The 16,280-nt window shown below is 62.2% G+C and carries 15 protein-coding genes and 1 tRNA gene; 8 read left to right on the top strand and 8 right to left on the bottom strand.

The features are described 5' to 3' along the window. Nucleotides 1-119: 119 nt before the first annotated feature. The 4 genes from NKI18_RS08355 to NKI18_RS08370 form a co-directional block, all read right to left on the bottom strand. Nucleotides 120-614, bottom strand: a complete 495-nt coding sequence (locus NKI18_RS08355; protein WP_352619468.1) for a DUF2231 domain-containing protein — start codon at nt 612-614, stop codon at nt 120-122. Between the two features lie 154 nt (nt 615-768). After that, nucleotides 769-1,764, bottom strand: a complete 996-nt coding sequence (locus NKI18_RS08360) for an ABC transporter permease (protein ID WP_352619467.1) — start codon at nt 1,762-1,764, stop codon at nt 769-771. A 23-nt stretch (nt 1,765-1,787) separates the two neighbouring features. Beyond that, nucleotides 1,788-3,332 carry a sugar ABC transporter ATP-binding protein gene (locus NKI18_RS08365; RefSeq protein ID WP_352568572.1) on the bottom strand — a complete coding sequence of 515 codons (1,545 nt, stop codon included), beginning with the start codon at nt 3,330-3,332 and terminating at the stop codon, nt 1,788-1,790. A 115-nt stretch (nt 3,333-3,447) separates the two neighbouring features. Next, nucleotides 3,448-4,410, bottom strand: a complete 963-nt coding sequence (locus NKI18_RS08370) for a sugar-binding protein (RefSeq protein ID WP_023677500.1) — start codon at nt 4,408-4,410, stop codon at nt 3,448-3,450. Between the two features lie 449 nt (nt 4,411-4,859). Here NKI18_RS08370 and NKI18_RS08375 point away from each other — a divergent pair, with 449 nt between their 5' ends. Next, nucleotides 4,860-5,966 (top strand): LacI family DNA-binding transcriptional regulator, encoded by a 1,107-nt coding sequence (locus tag NKI18_RS08375; RefSeq protein ID WP_352568509.1) that lies wholly within the window; start codon nt 4,860-4,862, stop codon nt 5,964-5,966. Between the two features lie 69 nt (nt 5,967-6,035). Then, nucleotides 6,036-7,178 (top strand): alpha-hydroxy acid oxidase, encoded by a 1,143-nt coding sequence (locus NKI18_RS08380; RefSeq protein WP_352619466.1) that lies wholly within the window; start codon nt 6,036-6,038, stop codon nt 7,176-7,178. A gap of 46 nt (nt 7,179-7,224) precedes the next feature. On the opposite strand, the gene NKI18_RS08385 is transcribed toward NKI18_RS08380, so the two are convergent. The 3 genes from NKI18_RS08385 to NKI18_RS08395 all read right to left on the bottom strand — a co-directional run bounded on the left by NKI18_RS08385 (nt 7,225) and on the right by NKI18_RS08395 (nt 10,062). Further along, complete coding sequence (locus NKI18_RS08385) at nt 7,225-7,539, bottom strand: antibiotic biosynthesis monooxygenase family protein (RefSeq protein ID WP_352619465.1); 315 nt, start codon at nt 7,537-7,539, stop codon at nt 7,225-7,227. Nucleotides 7,540-8,185: 646 nt separating this feature from the next. Then, a tRNA-Arg gene (locus NKI18_RS08390) sits at nt 8,186-8,262 on the bottom strand. A gap of 312 nt (nt 8,263-8,574) precedes the next feature. Next, nucleotides 8,575-10,062 carry an ATP-binding protein gene (locus NKI18_RS08395; RefSeq protein ID WP_023677495.1) on the bottom strand — a complete coding sequence of 496 codons (1,488 nt, stop codon included), beginning with the start codon at nt 10,060-10,062 and terminating at the stop codon, nt 8,575-8,577. A gap of 334 nt (nt 10,063-10,396) precedes the next feature. On the opposite strand from NKI18_RS08395, the gene rpmH reads away from it, so the two are divergent. The 5 genes from rpmH (at nt 10,397) to yihA (ending at nt 14,172) form a co-directional block, all read left to right on the top strand. Beyond that, complete coding sequence (gene rpmH / locus NKI18_RS08400; protein WP_008833937.1) at nt 10,397-10,531, top strand: 50S ribosomal protein L34; 135 nt, start codon at nt 10,397-10,399, stop codon at nt 10,529-10,531. Between the two features lie 23 nt (nt 10,532-10,554). Next, nucleotides 10,555-10,908, top strand: coding sequence for a ribonuclease P protein component (rnpA, locus tag NKI18_RS08405; RefSeq protein ID WP_352539960.1), 354 nt, complete (start codon nt 10,555-10,557; stop codon nt 10,906-10,908). Nucleotides 10,909-10,921: 13 nt separating this feature from the next. Next, the gene (yidC, locus tag NKI18_RS08410; RefSeq protein ID WP_352619464.1) at nt 10,922-12,733 is read left to right on the top strand and encodes a membrane protein insertase YidC; all 1,812 of its coding nucleotides are present in this window, start codon (nt 10,922-10,924) and stop codon (nt 12,731-12,733) included. A gap of 144 nt (nt 12,734-12,877) precedes the next feature. Continuing rightward, a complete protein-coding gene (locus NKI18_RS08415; RefSeq protein WP_352619463.1) occupies nt 12,878-13,516 on the top strand; it encodes a CatB-related O-acetyltransferase in 639 nt (212 codons plus the stop codon). Further along, nucleotides 13,513-14,172 (top strand): ribosome biogenesis GTP-binding protein YihA/YsxC, encoded by a 660-nt coding sequence (yihA, locus tag NKI18_RS08420; protein WP_352619462.1) that lies wholly within the window; start codon nt 13,513-13,515, stop codon nt 14,170-14,172. Before NKI18_RS08415 ends, yihA begins: the two co-directional genes overlap by 4 nt. Nucleotides 14,173-14,193: 21 nt before the next feature. On the opposite strand, the gene NKI18_RS08425 is transcribed toward yihA, so the two are convergent. Beyond that, complete coding sequence (locus NKI18_RS08425; RefSeq protein ID WP_352455986.1) at nt 14,194-14,943, bottom strand: TetR/AcrR family transcriptional regulator; 750 nt, start codon at nt 14,941-14,943, stop codon at nt 14,194-14,196. A gap of 143 nt (nt 14,944-15,086) precedes the next feature. On the opposite strand from NKI18_RS08425, the gene NKI18_RS08430 reads away from it, so the two are divergent. Then, nucleotides 15,087-16,265: an HlyD family secretion protein gene (locus NKI18_RS08430; protein ID WP_352619461.1), complete on the top strand. Its 1,179-nt coding sequence runs from the start codon at nt 15,087-15,089 to the stop codon at nt 16,263-16,265. Nucleotides 16,266-16,280: the final 15 nt, after the last annotated feature.

Consider the following 16,280-nt stretch of genomic DNA (forward strand, 5'->3'; position numbering starts at 1 on the left):
TCAACATGGATCATCTGCGCGAGCACAAGAAGGAGAGCCTGAGGGCCTTGGCCGCCTGAGCACCGTCATGTGTCCGCCGCTCCGCTAAACACGGGGGCTGCGCTGCGGACACGCCGACGTCACCGCAATGCCACGCCATTTTGCAGAACTTGACGCACACAACTTGTGTCCAGAACTGCAACGTGGTGCCGATACACCATCTCCCAGCCCTTCCAGCCGGTGAACAGCAGTATGCAGACCACTATGAACGACAAGAGCACACCCCATGGGCGGACCGCGGCTTCGGCGCCTTGCGCATAGCGAAGGTAGAAATTGATCAGTGCCACAACGACCGCGGTCAAGTTGCCCAGCATGTGGTACCAGGCGTCGGACAAGGCGCGAATGCGCGGCTCGTTGAGGAAGTCGATAAAACCGGCTGTCGCAGCGAGAAGGGCCATTACTATGGCTGCCCCGATCAGCCACATCGATGCTCGTGCCCAGAAGGCATCGGCAGTCCCCCAGAAAACCAGGTCGGTGACAAACGCACCGACAAGAAACGCGACAGGAAAAGGTATCAGCATCGGGTGGAGGGGGTGAGTTCCTACTTTGGCCGTACTAACTGGATTCGTGGGCATGGAACGCCTCCGCGTAGCAAAGCTTAAATAAACGCTCAGATACGGGTTTTCGTTCCAAATAGAGACCGACCTGAACTGCTGTCGCGAAGCTCCGGCTGACTCTTTCACGCCACCTGCCATGGCAGTCGGCGTATTTCATCCAGCTATTTTTGCGTCACTCAGCGGCAGCACCCGCCACGCCCTTGCGTGTGGCTTCCACCATCCGCCGCCGCGCCCTGAACACGCCCCATTGCTGGTCGACCAGCACGCCGATGAGGATCACCCCGCCCATGACGGCGAAGTTGAGCGAGGACGGGATGCCGAGCAGGTTGACGAGGTTCTGCAGCTCCTGCAGCAGCACGGTGCCGAGCAGGACGCCGATCAGCGAGCCTTCGCCGCCACGCAGCGAGAAGCCGCCGAGCACCGCGGCCGCGATGGCATAGAGCTCGTAGAACTGGCCGTGGCTCGCCGGCGAGATCGAGCGTGTGTACATGGCGAAATAGATCGCTGACAGCGCCGTCAGCACGCCGCAGATGACATAGGCGGCCATGACGATGCGGCCGGTGCGGATGCCGGAATATTTTGCCGCTTCCTCGTTCTTGCCGATGGCATAGAGATAGCGCCCGAACACCGACCGGTGCAGCACCACCCACATGACGACGGCGATGACGATCAGCGCGATGAAGCTGTTCGGCACGCCCCAGGACCGCCCCGCCGTCAGGAACTCGAGTTCCGGGAAGTTCTGTCCGAAGGCAAAGCCGGCGGTGCCGTCGGCGGTGTAGAAGCGCGCCACGCCGCGATAGATCAACAGGCCGCACAAAGTCACCACGAAAGGCTGCAATTTGAGCCGGGTGATCAGCCAGCCATGCGCCAGCCCGATGATGCCGCCGAGCACCAGGATCAGCGGCAGGGCGACCGGCCAGGCCATGCCGCGCGTGGCGATGAAGTCGATGAACAGCACGCCGAGCAGCGCAACCACCGAGCCGACCGACAATTCGATGCCACCGGTGATGATGACGAAGGCTTGGCCAATCGACAGGATGCCGAACAACCCGATCAGGTTCGAGGTGTTGGCGAGATTGATCGGCAGCAGGAAGCGTGGGTTGATGATTGCCACCACCGCGCCGACCACCAGGATCAGGATCAGCAGGCCGAGATCTTTCTTGCTCATCGTCTTCTCCCAGTGCCTGCGAACTACTTCGGCTGTTTGCCGACCGCCAGCAGCAGCACGTTTTCCTGGCTGAACCGGTCCTTGTCGAGAATGCCCGAGATCTGGCCTTCATGCATGACGGCAATGCGGTCGGAAACGCCGATCACCTCCTCCATGTCGCTGGAGATCATCAGCACGGCGACGCCGGCATCGGCCAGCGCCCGCATCAGCCCGTAGATCTCGGCCTTGGCGCCGATGTCGATGCCGCGGGTCGGCTCGTCGAGGATCATCACCTTCGGCTTCATCGCCAGCCATTTGGCCAGCACGACCTTTTGCTGGTTGCCGCCCGACAGCGTGCCGGTGCGCGTCTGGACGGAGGGCGCCCTGATGCCGAGATTGGTCTTCTGCTTCTCGGCGGTGGCGGATTCCGCGCCGGCCGAGACCAGCGAGCGCCGCGAATGCGCCGGCAGATTGGGCAGCGAGATGTTCTGGGCAATCGACAGGTCGAGCAGGATGCCGGTCAGCTTGCGATCCTCGGGGACGAGGAAAATACCGTTGGCCACTGCGTCCGCGGCCGAACCAAGAACCAGATCTTTTCCGTCAAGCTGGAACGAGCCGCCAAAGCTCTTGTCGATGCCGAACAGGACGCGCGCCAGCTCCGTCCGGCCCGAGCCGACGAGACCGGCGAGGCCGAGGATCTCGCCATGCCTGACATCGAGGTCGACGGGCCGGTCGGGATAGGCAGCGGTGCGAATGGCCTTGACCGACAGCGCGACAGAGCCCGGCGGGCGCGCCGATTCCGCGGCCTTCTCGCGCTCCTTCAGCATGCGGCCGATCATCAGCTTGACCATCTGGTCGTGATTGATGGCGCTCTTCGGCAAGGTTCCGGCGAGCATTCCGTCCCTGAGCACGACGACGCGGTCGGCGACGCGCTCGACCTCGTGCAGGCGGTGCGAGATGAAAATGACGCTGATGCCGTCTGCCTTCAGCGCCTTGATGACACCGAGCAGCTTGTCGGTTTCGGCGATCGGCAGGCTCGATGTCGGTTCGTCGAGGATGACCAGCCGCGCCTTGATCGACAGCGCCTTGGCGATCTCGACCATTTGCTGCTGGGCCAGCGACAGCGCCGACACCGGCGTATCGGCCGAGAAATTGGCGCCCACGCGTTTGAGCAGCGGCGCCGCCAGCGCTCGCAGCCTGGCGCGGTCGACCAGCCTGAACGGGCCGGCGCGCAGCGGTTCGCGGCCGAAGAAGATATTGGCGGCGACGTCGAGGTTCTCGAACAGGTTGAGTTCCTGGTGGACGAAAGCGATGCCCGAACCGATGCTGGCCTCGACGGTCAGACTGTCATGGGCGACGCCATCGACGGTGATGGTGCCGGTGTCCGGCCGGGTCACGCCGCCGAGGATCTTCATCAGCGTCGATTTGCCGGCGCCGTTTTCGCCGACCAGGCCGATGACCTCGCCGGGCCTGACCTCGATCGAGAACCCGTCCAGCGCGACAACGCCGGGATAGGTCTTGCGCACGCCGTCGAGGCTCAGGAACGGAGCGGCCGTGGATGCAACGATGGATGGATCGGAATAATTCATCACGCCTGACAGCAGCCGGTGAGCCGTTTTGGCCTCAGACTGACGGGCCTTGCGAGGCGCGTCAATAGAATCGCCGGCTCAGGGCGAACCCTTGAGCCGGCGCAACCTAATTCGCTCAGTTTCCCGACATCGCCTTGAGGTTGGCGGCGTAGGCGTCGACATCGTCCTTGCCGATGATCTTGGTCGGCACGATGATCAGGCCATCGGCGGGAACGCCCGACTTGTCGCCCTCGAGATAGGCGGCCATCAGCTTCATGCCCTGATAGGCCCATTCGAAAGGCTGCTGTACGACGGTAGCGGCGACGGTGCCTTCCTTGACGCCGCCCAGCGTGATCGGATCGTCGTCGAAGCCGACGACGGTGATCTGGCCGAGCTTGCCGGCATCGCGCAGCGCTTCATAGATGCGCGGCGTGTTGTAGGAGTAGAAGCCGACCATGCAGGTGACGTCGGGGCTGGCGACCAGCGCGTCCTCGACGTTCTTCTTGGCGCGGGCCTGGTCGATGTCGTCGCCACGCACGTCGACCAATTCGATCTTGGTGCCGGCGAGGCCGTCCTTCATGCCCTGGATGCGTTCCTTGGCATTGTCGGCGCCTAGCAGGCCAACGAAGCCGAGGCACTTGCCGCCGTCGGGCATTGCCTTCTTGGCGATCTCTGCCGCCTGCTTGCCGGCATCGACATTGGAAGAGCCGATATAGGCGACACGCTTGGTCTGCGGTGCGTCGCTGTCGGTGGTGAACAACGCCGTTTCCGAGGCGATCTTGTTCAGCCCGTCGGTCGACGTCTTGGGATCGACGGCCGAGACCATGATCGCCTTAACACCGGCCGTCACCAGATCGTCCATAAGGCGCTGCTGGATGGCGACCGAGGACTGCTCCGGATATTTGAGTTCGAGATTGTAATTGGGCAATTCGCCTTGAGCCTTCTTGACGCCGGCTTCGGCAGCCTTCCAGAAATCGGAAGCGCCGTTGACGACGAAGGCCAGTGTCGGCTTGTCGTCGGCCCGCGCAATTGCGCTGACGGACAGGCCGAGCAGCAGGGCCGCAGCGGCGACGGACGCATTTCGTATCGCAGATTTCATATTCAACCTCCCATTTGACTCAGTAATTTTCGCTGATGATGAACGTGCCGGCGCGGCTTGGACGCCCTCCTCCTCAGGGTTTCGGCAGCGAAGAACGACGCCATTCCAGCCGCGATCGTCGACTTTAGAGACTCATTCGTCGTTCGTAAATAGTCCGATTTGTCTGACATTTCCCGGCAGGCGAACTTCGGCTGATGGGAACCGTCCGATACCAGGCTGGCTTGCGTTCCGAACATGCGCGGTCCGATGTCGTCCGGGCATGACGGATTGACGTTATAGGGATGCCAGATATTAGTAAAGAGTATTAGTTGATCGGGATTCTCGCCACAAACGAGAGAGGCCTTCCAGTCGTTGCCGCTCGGGATTGGCGACTAAATCGTCTCAGAGGGTAGATTATATCTATTAGTGGCGCTTTGCCTTATAAATGCGAAATTCGAGGGACTAACGCCATGAACGAACCACTTCGGGATGCGGTCCTTCAGGGTACCAGACGGCGCAAGCCGTCCGGGAAAAACCCCAAGGGCCGCGTCACCATGACCGACATCGCGAGGGCCGCAGGCTGTTCGCAGGCGACGGTCTCGTTCGTCCTCAACAACACGCCGGGCATCAGGCTGTCGCAGCAAACCCGAGAGCGGGTGATCGAGACCGCACGAACGCTGGGCTATTCGCCGCCGGTGTTTTCCGCCCTGCGAGCCCCGGTTGCCGCATTCGGCGGGCTGGATGGCGTGATCGGCTTCGCAGTCGACCAACTGGCGACCAGCCCGGAGGCGGTCGTCGCCATTGAAGGGGCGCGGCAAGCCTCATGGAACGCCGGCAATGTGCTTTTGGTGGCGCAGACCATGGGCGACGAGGTGATGGAGCCTCGCGCCATCGCAGCGCTGACCAAGCGGGGCATTTCGGCGCTGATCTACATGACCATCTTCACCCGCGAGATCGTCGCGCCGGACCATCTCTACGGCCTCGACATTCCGGTCATCCTGCTCAACTGCTACACCGCCGACTATGCCTTCCCCGCCGTGGTGCCGAGCGAGATCGCCGGCGGCCAGAGCTCGACCCGCCACCTGATCAGCCATGGCCACAGACGTATCGCCACCATTACCGGCGAGCCCTGGATGCAGGCGGCGCAGGACCGCCTGAAGGGTTACCGCCGGGCGCTGGCGACAGCCGACATCCCGTTCGACCCGGCGCTGGTCGTCGAAGGCGATTGGTCGGCGAGCGCCGGCTATGCCGCGACCGTCAAGCTCTTGGCGCTGAAGGACCGGCCGACCGCCATCTTCTGCCAGAACGACCGCACCGCGATCGGCTGCTACGAGGCGCTAAAGGAGGCCGGCCTGCACATCCCCCGGGATATTTCGGTGATCGGTTATGACGACGAGGAGATCGCGCGGCATCTGTTCCCGCCGCTGACGACGTCGATCCTGCCGCATATGGCGATGGGACAATGGGCGATCGAGCAGCTCGAAGTCCCCGCTGCTCCCGGTCGTGGCCGCTATCCCATCACCAAGCTCGAATGCCCGCTGGTGGAGCGGGAGTCGGTTGGCGCTCTGGCGGGCTGAGGCGAGAGCGCCGGCGATCGACAATGGCACAGGCTTGACATCGGGCCCGGCATATACCCGATTGATTTCATGAGATTGCAAAGCTGCTACAATTTTCAGGACTTCCGCCGGCTGGCAAAACAGCGCCTGCCAGGTCCGATCTTCAATTATATCGATGGCGGCGCGGACGACGAGACGACGCTGCGGCGCAACACGGCGGCGTTCGAGGACTGCGATCTCGTCCCCAACGTCCTTGCCGGCGTCGGACAGATCGACATGTCGGTCACCGTCATGGGCCAGAAGCTGGCGATGCCGGTCTATTGTTCGCCGACGGCTCTCCAGCGGCTGTTTCACCATAGCGGCGAGCGCGCCGTCGCCGCGGCGGCGGAGAAGTTCGGCACGATGTTCGGCGTCTCGTCGCTCGGCACGGTCAGCCTGGAGGAAGTCCGCAAGCACAGGACGCCGCAGGTCTATCAGTTCTATTTTCACAGGGATCGCGGCCTGAACCGCGCCATGATGGAGCGCGCCAAGGCGTCCGGCGTCGAGGTGATGATGCTGACGGTCGACAGCGTCACCGGCGGAAACCGCGAGCGTGACCTGCGGACCGGCTTTTCAATCCCCTTTCGGCTTACGCTCGGCGGCATGATGCAGTTCGCGATCAAACCGAGATGGGCTATCGACTATTTGACGCACGAAAAGTTCAGCCTGCCGCAGTTGGACGGCCATATCGATCTCGGCGGCGGAGCGCTTTCCATCAGCCGCTATTTCACCGAGATTCTCGATCCATCCCTGGATTGGAAGGATGTCGAAGACATGGTGCGCTTCTGGAACGGCCAGTTTTGCCTGAAGGGGATCATGAGCGTTGCCGATGCCAGAAAGGCCGTCGACATCGGCTGCACCGGCATCGTTCTGTCAAATCATGGCGGCAGACAGCTGGACGGCTCGCGCAGCCCCTTCGACCAGCTGTCGGAGATTGCCGACGCGGTGGGCGACAAGATAGACGTGATCATCGACAGCGGCGTCCAGCGCGGCACGCATGTGCTGAAGGCCCTGTCGTTGGGCGCCAAGGCCGTCGGCCTCGGGCGCTACTATCTCTTCCCGCTGGCAGCCGCCGGACAGGCCGGCGTCGAACGGGCGCTCGGCCTGATGCGAACCGAGATCGAACGCGACATGCGGCTGATGGGATGCAGGTCGGTGGCAGAGCTTTCCAGGGGGAATGTGCGGTTTAGGTGATAGAGCCGGGAAGTGGCGCACGGCATAAGCTTTTCGAAGTGCGAAACTATACCGACCTGCCGCTGCTCCTGCCGTCCGTTTCGAAGACAGCCTCGCCGGAAACAGCATCCGTATATCCGCCCTCAAGCTGCTGCAACGTATGCCGGAACCGATCAAGATTGCCCAGCATTTTGGGCCTGGCATCGACCATGTGCTGAAAAGTGTCCCACTCTCCAATCGAGAAGAAGGCGCCATCTCCCGATTTGATGAGAGCCATTTTTCGCAATCCCTCGAAATTGCGCGGAGCGCTGCTGAACAGTTCGACGAATTCGTCTTCACTACCCGGCTTGACCCGGAAGCGGACGCTGTTGAATGCCGTCATCTACGTTCCCCCGTGAAAGAACTGAAAACCTCGAATATGCGAGGCCCTAACGCACCTCGAACCCTTCGAACAGGTGTACAGGAAAATCGGAAGGTTGGCTTCAGTCACCTCTGGCCGAAAGCCCCGTTTCTGGCGCTATTTTGCCAGGAAGAGGACGACGCTCGATCGCAATCGGTACGCCCTTCCGACCGGCAATGAAACGCGCTGTTAACGCCGTTCGCGGGTGACAGGATGTTGGCCGCAGTTCGAAGGTATAATCTGCGTCTCGCTGTCAGTTGCGGAGGCGAAAATGAATTTGCTTCGGATTGCGCTCTTGTGCACGGCCATGATCGACCTTGGAATGCCGGCCGTTCGCGCTGAGGATCGGCCTGTGCCGCAGAACAATAAAGCCGCAACAACGCAGCCGCCCGTTCATTGTGAGGGCCAAAATTGTCTCCCGCCGGCGAAAGATCCCGTGCAGGAATGCACTGGCCAGGATTGCACGCCAGGCCCGCCGACTGAACCGGGCCCGGAGATTAAGCAGGCCGACTGAGCAGCATTAGCTGACGATCCCCTTTTGGGCATGGATGGCGCTCAGCCCTCGCGACTTTCCGGCCACCGGTAGTAGATTCTGTTACCAATGTTCCCGGGGTAGGCATGAGTTTAATGGCGCGCCCGAAGAGATTCGAACTCCTGACCCCCAGATTCGTAGTCTGGTGCTCTATCCAGCTGAGCTACGGGCGCGCAACAGGCCATGCTTTGCATAGCCCCGCGATCCGATCCTGGCGACCGGCCGCGAATGTGAGCTGTTCCCTAGCGACTGAATTTGCGAAAAGCAAGCCGATCCTGGCCAAAAGTTTTGCCGTCATGCGCCGGCCGGCGAAGGCAAGATCGCGTCACGCGGCGGCCGAGCCGATAGGTCGTCGTCTTGGATCAGTCATTTGCCAATCGGAACGGCCCGTAACGAAACACGCCGTTGCACGGCGGCCGAGCCGATGGCTCGTAGTCTCGGACCAACCATTTGCGAATTGAAACGGTCCGTAACGAAACGGTTCGTTACGCCGGGCGACGCAGACCGTTGCGGGCCTGGTCGAGCCGGACCGGCTGGTCGGGAATGGTGACCGCGAATGTGGTGCGGCCGCCGATGCTTTCGACCAGCTCCACCGTGCCGCCATGGGCGCGGATCAATTCATGGGCGATCGCCAGGCCAAGGCCGGTGCCGCCGCTGCGGGCCGAGCCGCGAAATGCCGCGAACAGGTTTTCTCGCGCCTTTGGCGGCAGGCCGGGGCCGGTGTCGGTGACGACGATGCGGCTGACGCTGCCGATGCGCTCGGCCGATATGGTCAGGCGGCGCACCACGGCGCTCTCGGTGTCGGCCGCCATCGCCTGCACGGCGTTGCGGCTAAGATTGGTGAGCACGCGGAACAGCTGGTCGGAATCGGCGTCGACCTCGAGCACCGGATCGACGGCGTTGACGAATTCGATGCCGCATTCGATGTCGAGCAGGCCCTGGACGTCTTCGACCAGCTGGCGCAGCCGCAGCCTGCGGCGCGACGGCGGCGGCTCCTGGGTGCGGCCATAGGCCAGCACGCCCTCCGAATAGGACACCGCACGGTCGAGCGCGCGCAGCAGTTTTGGTGCGAAGGCCTGCACGGTCGGGTCCTTGACCTGGCGCAGGCGGTCCGACATCAGTTGCGCCGAGGCGAGGATGTTGCGCATGTCGTGGTTGATCTTCGACACGGCCAGGCCGAGATCGGCCAGGTGCTTCTGCTCGGTCAGCATCTTCTGCAGCCGCTCCTGCATCTGCGACAGCTCGCGTTCGGCGACGCCGATCTCGTCGGCCCGGGCGGCGGGGTGAATGATGCGACCGGGATCGTCGGGCGCCTCGGAAAAGGACAGCATCGAGCGTGTCATCGTCCTGATCGGGCCGATCATGATCAGGTCTATCGCGGCGTAGACCAGCATGGCGGTGAACAGCGAGATCAGCAGCGAGACGAAGGCGACGTTGCGCGAATAGATCAGCATGGCATTGCGCAGGCGGTGGTCGGGCATGATCAGCTCGAATTCCTTGTCGCTGTCGCCGACCGGCCCGAAAACGCGCAGCATCCGCTTGCCGCCGAAAAACAGCGTGTCCAGCGCGCCGGTCATACCCTTGATCATGCCGACATTGGCGATATCGATATGCTCGTCGACCTGCGGCGGCATTTCGGCCACCACCAGAAGCCGCGAGACGCCGCCGTCGCGCACGGCGATCGCCTTGGCGCCGATCGCCATCAGTACGTCGTTCTGGGCGGCACGCGACAGCGAGGCAGGTTCGCCCTGCACCAGGACGATGGAAACCGCGGCGGCGGTGCTCAGCCTCTCCTTCAGCCAGCTCAGCCTGTAGCTGGCGATCCAGGGCACGAAGATGAGGATTTCGGCCAAGAGCACGAAGACGATGGTGAGCAGCAGCAACTTGGTCGACAGGCCGCGCGCCAGCGGCACCCTGCGGGTGGCCGCCTTCGCCTGGGCGATGCTTTCGTCGGTTGCTGGGACTTCACTCATGCTCGTCGTCACGGCTGCCTGTCATCACGGCTGCTTGTCTTAGGGACTGCTCGTCTTCACGATCGCTTGATCGGGTGAGATTAGGCGATTGCGGCTTTTTTGCCAAATTCATCCTTGGTCGAAGCCGGACAAAGGGCCGCAAGACTTCGATGCCGGTCCGACAATGCCGGCCCGACACGCTGGATTGACTTCCAAAACCCTTCTTTCTATAAGCCCGCTCACGCTCGGGCCATTCGTCCCGGCGCGGTTTCGATCGCGCCAAAACCGGCCCGGCAAAGCTCCTGTTACAAAGTGACAGAATCAAGAAGGGCCGCACCCCGCGGTATTTAAACAAATGAAGCGTACTTACCAGCCGTCCAAACTCGTCCGCAAACGCAGGCACGGTTTCCGCGCCCGCATGGCCACCAAAGGTGGCCGCGGCGTCGTCGCAGCCCGCCGCAACCGCGGCCGCAAGCGTCTCAGCGCCTGAGCACCAAGCGAGAGACAAGATCGTTGCCCGCAACCGGCAAGCCAACGGGTGCCCATCCCAAGCGGCTTCTGAAGCGCGCGGAATTCCTGGCTGTCCGCCGCGGCGAAAAGCGCCGCGGGCGGCTTTTCCTCGTCGAGGTCCTGGGCCGCGGCGACAGCGAGGCGCCGCGCGTCGGCTACACCGTCACCAGGAAGGTCGGCAACGCCGTCGTTCGCAACCGCATCCGGCGGCGGCTCAGAGAGGCCGTGCGCACGCATGCCGCGGATGACATGGCGCCCGGCAATGATTATGTCATCGTCGGGCGCGAAGACGTGCTTACCACTCCGTTCGGCCAGTTGAAGGCCGAACTCTCCCGCAGATTGCGTGGAACACGATAGGCCAAGGGCTTCGATGGAAAACAACCGCAACTTCTTCATCACCATCGCACTGTCGGTGCTGATCCTGGCGCTTTGGCAATATTTCTATGTGATGCCGCGCAGCGAGATGCAGCGCGAAGCCGCCCGCATCGAAGAGCAGCGCGTGGCGGAGCAGAAGAAGGCCGCCCAAGGCACCAGCCCGGGCGCCAGCGAAACACCGGTGCAGCCGAGCGCCATTCCGAACGCGCCTGGCGGCAACGCGGTGACGCCGGCCGGCCGCGAGCAGGCGATTGCCTCGACCAGCCGCGTCAAGATCGACACGCCGAGCCTCGAAGGCTCGATCAACCTCACCGGCGCGCGTCTCGATGATCTCAAGCTCAAGCACTACACGGAGACGGTCGACAAAAACTCACCCAAGATCGCGCTGCTCAATCCTGAGTCGCTGCCGAACGGATATTTCGCCGAGATCGGCTTTGTTGGCGAAGACAAGGCGGGAACGCTGCCGGGACCCAAGACCGTTTGGAACGTCGACGGCAATCCGACGCTAACGCCGGCTACACCAGTGACGCTCACTTTCACCAACGACAAGGGCCTGACTTTCAAACGCACATTCTCGGTCGACAACGACTACATGTTCACCGTTTCCGACACCGTGCAGAATTCCGGTAGCAGCCCTGTCTCGCTGTTCAATTACGGCCGCATCACCCGCTTCGACAAGCCGGCGGTCGCCAGCATCTATGTGTTGCACGAAGGCCTGATCGGCGTCACCGGCAGCGAAGGCCTGCAGGAACACAAATACGCCGATCTCGAGAAAAACAAGCAGTACACACCGAGCAAGTCCAAGGACGGTTGGCTGGGCATCACCGACAAATACTGGGCGGCGACGCTGGTGCCGACAGAGGCGCAGGAGTTTCAGCCAAACTTCGCTTATTACGAGGACGGCCGTCATCGCTATCAAGCCGACTTCCGCACGGACGCGATTGCGCTGCAGCCCGGCGAATCCAAGACCATTGAATCGGAGATCTTTGCCGGCGCAAAGGAAGTCAACAAGATCAATGCTTACGAGAAAGATCGCAAGATAAGGCTTTTCGAAAAGCTGATCGATTGGGGCTGGTTCTGGTTCATAACTCAGCCGATGTTCTCGCTGATCGACACGCTTTACAAATTCTTCGGCAATTTCGGTCTGGCGATCCTCGCCACCACCGTCATTGTCAAGGCGCTGTTCTTCCCGCTCGCCAACAAGTCCTATGCGTCGATGGCGAACATGAAGAAGGTGCAGCCCAAGATGCTCGAGATCCGCGAGAAATACGCGGACGACAAGATGAAGCAGCAGCAGGCGATGATGGAGCTCTACAAGACCGAGAAGATCAATCCGCTCGCCGGCTGCTGGCCGGTGGCATTGCAGATCCCGGTGTTCTTCTCGCTCTACAAGGTGCTCTACATCACCATCGAGATGCGGCACGCGCCGTTCTTCGGCTGGATCCAGGATCTGGCGGCGCCGGACCCGACATCGATTTTCAACCTGTTCGGGCTGATCCCCGTTACCTTGCCGCACATGCTGATGATCGGCGTCTGGCCGCTGATCATGGGCGTGACGATGTTCCTGCAGATGCGCATGAACCCGACGCCGCCGGACCCGACGCAGGCGGCGATCTTCACGTGGATGCCCGTGATCTTCACCTTCATGATGGCGGGTTTTCCGGCCGGCCTCGTCATCTACTGGGCCTGGAACAACACGCTGTCGATCCTGCAGCAGGGTGTGATCATGAAGCGGCAAGGCGCCAAGATCGAATTGTGGGACAATCTGGTCGCGCTGTTCCGCAAGAAACCGTCGCCGGCGGAATAGCCGGCACTCCGACGATGCGAGACCAAAAAGCCCCGGTTCGTCCGGGGCTTTTTGCACAAGCTGCCCGCCTGGATTAAGCGATTGGTACTGCCGGACGGATCGCGCTATTTTGACCTGGCTGGCAGTTGCTCGACGGAGCTCGATATGACCGGACCCAATCCATCGATCAAGCATCCGATCCCGTTGCACACACGCGTCGGCTTTCTGAAACCGCTGGTGACGGCACCGAATATCGAGATCGGCGACTTCACCTATTATGACGACCCTGACGGACCCGACAAATTCGCCGAAAAATGCGTGCTGCATCATTATCCGTTCATCGGCGACAGGTTGATCATCGGCAAGTTCTGCGCCATTGCCGAGGGCGCGCGCTTCATCATGAACGGCGCCAATCACGCCATGTCCGGCTTTTCGACCTATCCGTTCAACATCTTTGGTCACGGCTGGGAGGAAGGTTTCGACCCGGCGACATGGTCGAAGGAGGTGCGTGGCGACACAATCGTCGGCAACGACGTCTGGATCGGCATGGAAGCGGTGATGCTGCCGGGCGTGAAGATCGGCGACGGCGCCATCGTCGCGGCAAAGTCGGTGGTGACGCACGATGTGCCGGCCTATGCGATCGTCGCCGGCAATCCGGCCAAGGTGGTAAAGATGCGCTTCGACGACAGGACCACCCGGCGGCTGCTGGCGCTGGCGTGGTGGCACTGGCCGGTGGAAAAGATCAGCCGCAATCTCGATGCCATTCGTGGCAGCAACATTTTTCTTCTGGAGGCAGCGGTTTGAACGCGTTGAACAAGACCACGATCGGCATCGAATTGTTCACGCGAGCCTGGATCTTCATCCGCGGCGTGCCGGCGATGAAATTCCTGCCGCCGGAGGGTCCACCCGAGATCGCCTTTGCCGGCCGCTCCAATGTCGGCAAATCGTCGCTGATCAACGCGCTGGTCAACCAGAAGGGGCTGGCGCGCACCTCCAACACGCCGGGCCGGACGCAAGAGCTCAACTATTTCGTGCCTGGCGGATTTTCGGGAGAAGGCGCCGATCTGCCGCCGATGGCGCTGGTCGACATGCCAGGCTATGGCTACGCCACGGCACCGAAGGAAAAGGTCGACGAGTGGACGAAGCTCGTGCTCGACTATCTGAAGGGCCGGGTGACGCTGAAGCGCGTCTACGTGCTGATCGATGCCCGCCATGGCATCAAGGCCAAGGACGACGAGGTGCTGTCGCTGCTCGACAAGGCGGCGGTGTCGTATCAGATCGTGCTGACCAAGACCGACAAGATCAAGGCGGCGGGGGTACCGCGACTGGTCGAGGAAACGCTCCAGAAGATCAAGAAACGCCCGGCGGCCTTCCCCTTTGTGCTCGCCACGTCGTCGGAAAAGAGCGAGGGCCTCGAGGAATTGCGTGCGGCGATCGTGCTCGCCGCCAATGGCGGATAGGCAACGGACTCCGACGGCTGGTCAGGCGGGGCTGGAGGCCCGTTCCTGCTCTGCAAGCTGTTCGGTGCCGTAGGCCTTCAGGAACACATCGACGCCCGACCTGACGATGTGTTCGATCTCGGCCGCACTTGGCGCCTTGGTGCGATAGGCGAAAATGCACTGGCGGAAAAGACCGGCCAGACACAGCTCGGTGAACTGATAGGCGGCAAGCTCGACGTCGTCGATCTTCAGCAGGCCGCGTTCGATAGCCATGTTGAGGAAAACGACGACCCTGTCATGGCCACGCTTCGGGCCGCGTTCGTAGAACCGGGCACCAAGCTCCGGAATGCGTTCCGACGCGCCGATCACCGTCCGCTGCGCCAGGATGACCCTCGCCGAAGTGATCTTCATGGACAGCACGATGCCGAACTTCACCAGCGTCTGGCGAAGGTCGCCGATCTGGTCGAGCACTTCGTACATGTTCTTGAAAATCGTGCCGCGCTCTTCCTCGATCAGCGCTTCGAACAGCTCTTCCTTGTTGGCGAAGTAGACATAGATGGTGCCCTTGGACACGCCGGCCTCGCGCGTAATGTCGTTCATCGACGCGGCTTCGAAGCCCTTATCGATGAAGACACGGCGCGCACCCTCGATGATCTGGCTGCGCTTGACCGGGTCTTGCCCCGCGGCCGGGCGGCCGCGCGGCAGACTGTCCAGCAGATCGCACTGGTCCTTGCCGGCGCTGGGCAATGGGCCTGAATCAGGCAAAGGAGCGGCCTTGGGGGCTTCGGCCATAATGTCACACCTCGTAAAATAATTCGAACCATCCGGTTCGATTGCTCTTGATATGGGCCTCTTTAAGCGCTAAGTCAACGTCGAGATCGAACCGAACGGTTCAGTCTGACGAAATTCAGCGCCAGTTAATTTAGAGAGATATCATGTCCTCGAACGCGCCCACCAGTGCCGAAGTCCGCCCCTTCCCCAGTGCCAAGGTCCAGCCTGCGATCGAAGCGCCGGAAACCCCTCTCAAGCCCGCCGACGTCACCCCGCTGGCTCCCGCCAAGAAGAAGCGCTCGATGCGCTCGATGTTGCTGCCCATCATCGGCCTGGCCCTGCTGGGCGCCGGCGCCTGGTATGGCTATGATTACTGGACCGACGGGCGCTTCATGATCACGACCGACGACGCCTATGTCCAGGCCGACACGGCGTTCATCTCGCCAAAAATCTCGGGTTATGTCGATCAGGTCAAAGTGACCGAGAACCAGCAGGTGAAGGCCGGCGACCCGCTGCTGATCGTCGATGACGGCGACTACAAGATAGCCGTTGCCCAGGCCGAGGCGCAGATCGCCACGTTGAGCAAGACGCTCGACCGCATCGATGCCCAGACCGAGGCGGCGCGCGCCTCGCTCAAGCAGGCGCAGGCGCAGAAGACCGCCGACCAGGCCGCGGCCGATAATGCGCAGCGAGCTCAGGTTCGTGCCGCCCAGTTGCTCAAGACCCGCGTCGGTACCCAGGCCCAGTTGGACGATGCCCAGACGGCGGTCGAGCAAGCCAATGCCGCACTAGCCGGCGCCGACGCGCAGATCGCGGCGGCTCAGGCGAATATCGGCGTGCTCCAGGCGCAGCGGGCGGAATCGGCAAGCACGCTGGCCTCGCTGCAGCTTGCCCACGACAAGGCGGTGCGGGATCTGTCCTTCACCGTGCTGCGCGCACCCTATGACGGCGTGGTCGGCAACCGCTCGGTCGAGCAGGGCGACCTGATCAGCCCCGGACAGAAGCTCGCCGTCATCGTGCCAATGGACAAGCTCTACATCGTCGCCAACTTCAAGGAGACCCAGCTTGCCCGGCTGGTGCCTGGTGAAAAGGTCAGAGTGTCGGTCGACGCGATCGACGGTCAGGACATCGAGGGTACCGTGTCGTCGCTGGCCCCGGCTTCGGGAGCAGTGTTCTCGCTGCTGCCGCCGGAGAACGCCACAGGCAATTTCACCAAGGTGGTGCAGCGCGTTCCGGTTCGCATCGACGTGCCCGCGGATGTGCTGAAGACGGCCAAGCTGCGCGCCGGCCTGAGCGTCGTCGTCGCTGTCGACAGCCGCACGGCGCCTTCGGCATCGAAGTAAAGCGGAACCGGGAGC

Source organism: Mesorhizobium sp. M0800 (assembly GCF_040320095.1).
Taxonomy (GTDB): domain Bacteria; phylum Pseudomonadota; class Alphaproteobacteria; order Rhizobiales; family Rhizobiaceae; genus Mesorhizobium.

Coding starts and splice junctions, on each gene's coding strand:
- NKI18_RS08355 (WP_352619468.1), bottom strand. CDS start 614: ATGCCCACGAATCCAGTTAGTACGGCCAAAGTAGGAACTCACCCCCTC.
- NKI18_RS08360 (WP_352619467.1), bottom strand. CDS start 1,764: ATGAGCAAGAAAGATCTCGGCCTGCTGATCCTGATCCTGGTGGTCGGC.
- NKI18_RS08365 (WP_352568572.1), bottom strand. CDS start 3,332: ATGAATTATTCCGATCCATCCATCGTTGCATCCACGGCCGCTCCGTTC.
- NKI18_RS08370 (WP_023677500.1), bottom strand. CDS start 4,410: ATGAAATCTGCGATACGAAATGCGTCCGTCGCCGCTGCGGCCCTGCTG.
- NKI18_RS08375 (WP_352568509.1), top strand. CDS start 4,860: ATGAACGAACCACTTCGGGATGCGGTCCTTCAGGGTACCAGACGGCGC.
- NKI18_RS08380 (WP_352619466.1), top strand. CDS start 6,036: ATGAGATTGCAAAGCTGCTACAATTTTCAGGACTTCCGCCGGCTGGCA.
- NKI18_RS08385 (WP_352619465.1), bottom strand. CDS start 7,539: ATGACGGCATTCAACAGCGTCCGCTTCCGGGTCAAGCCGGGTAGTGAA.
- NKI18_RS08395 (WP_023677495.1), bottom strand. CDS start 10,062: ATGAGTGAAGTCCCAGCAACCGACGAAAGCATCGCCCAGGCGAAGGCG.
- rpmH (WP_008833937.1), top strand. CDS start 10,397: ATGAAGCGTACTTACCAGCCGTCCAAACTCGTCCGCAAACGCAGGCAC.
- yidC (WP_352619464.1), top strand. CDS start 10,922: ATGGAAAACAACCGCAACTTCTTCATCACCATCGCACTGTCGGTGCTG.
- NKI18_RS08415 (WP_352619463.1), top strand. CDS start 12,878: ATGACCGGACCCAATCCATCGATCAAGCATCCGATCCCGTTGCACACA.
- NKI18_RS08425 (WP_352455986.1), bottom strand. CDS start 14,943: ATGGCCGAAGCCCCCAAGGCCGCTCCTTTGCCTGATTCAGGCCCATTG.
- NKI18_RS08430 (WP_352619461.1), top strand. CDS start 15,087: ATGTCCTCGAACGCGCCCACCAGTGCCGAAGTCCGCCCCTTCCCCAGT.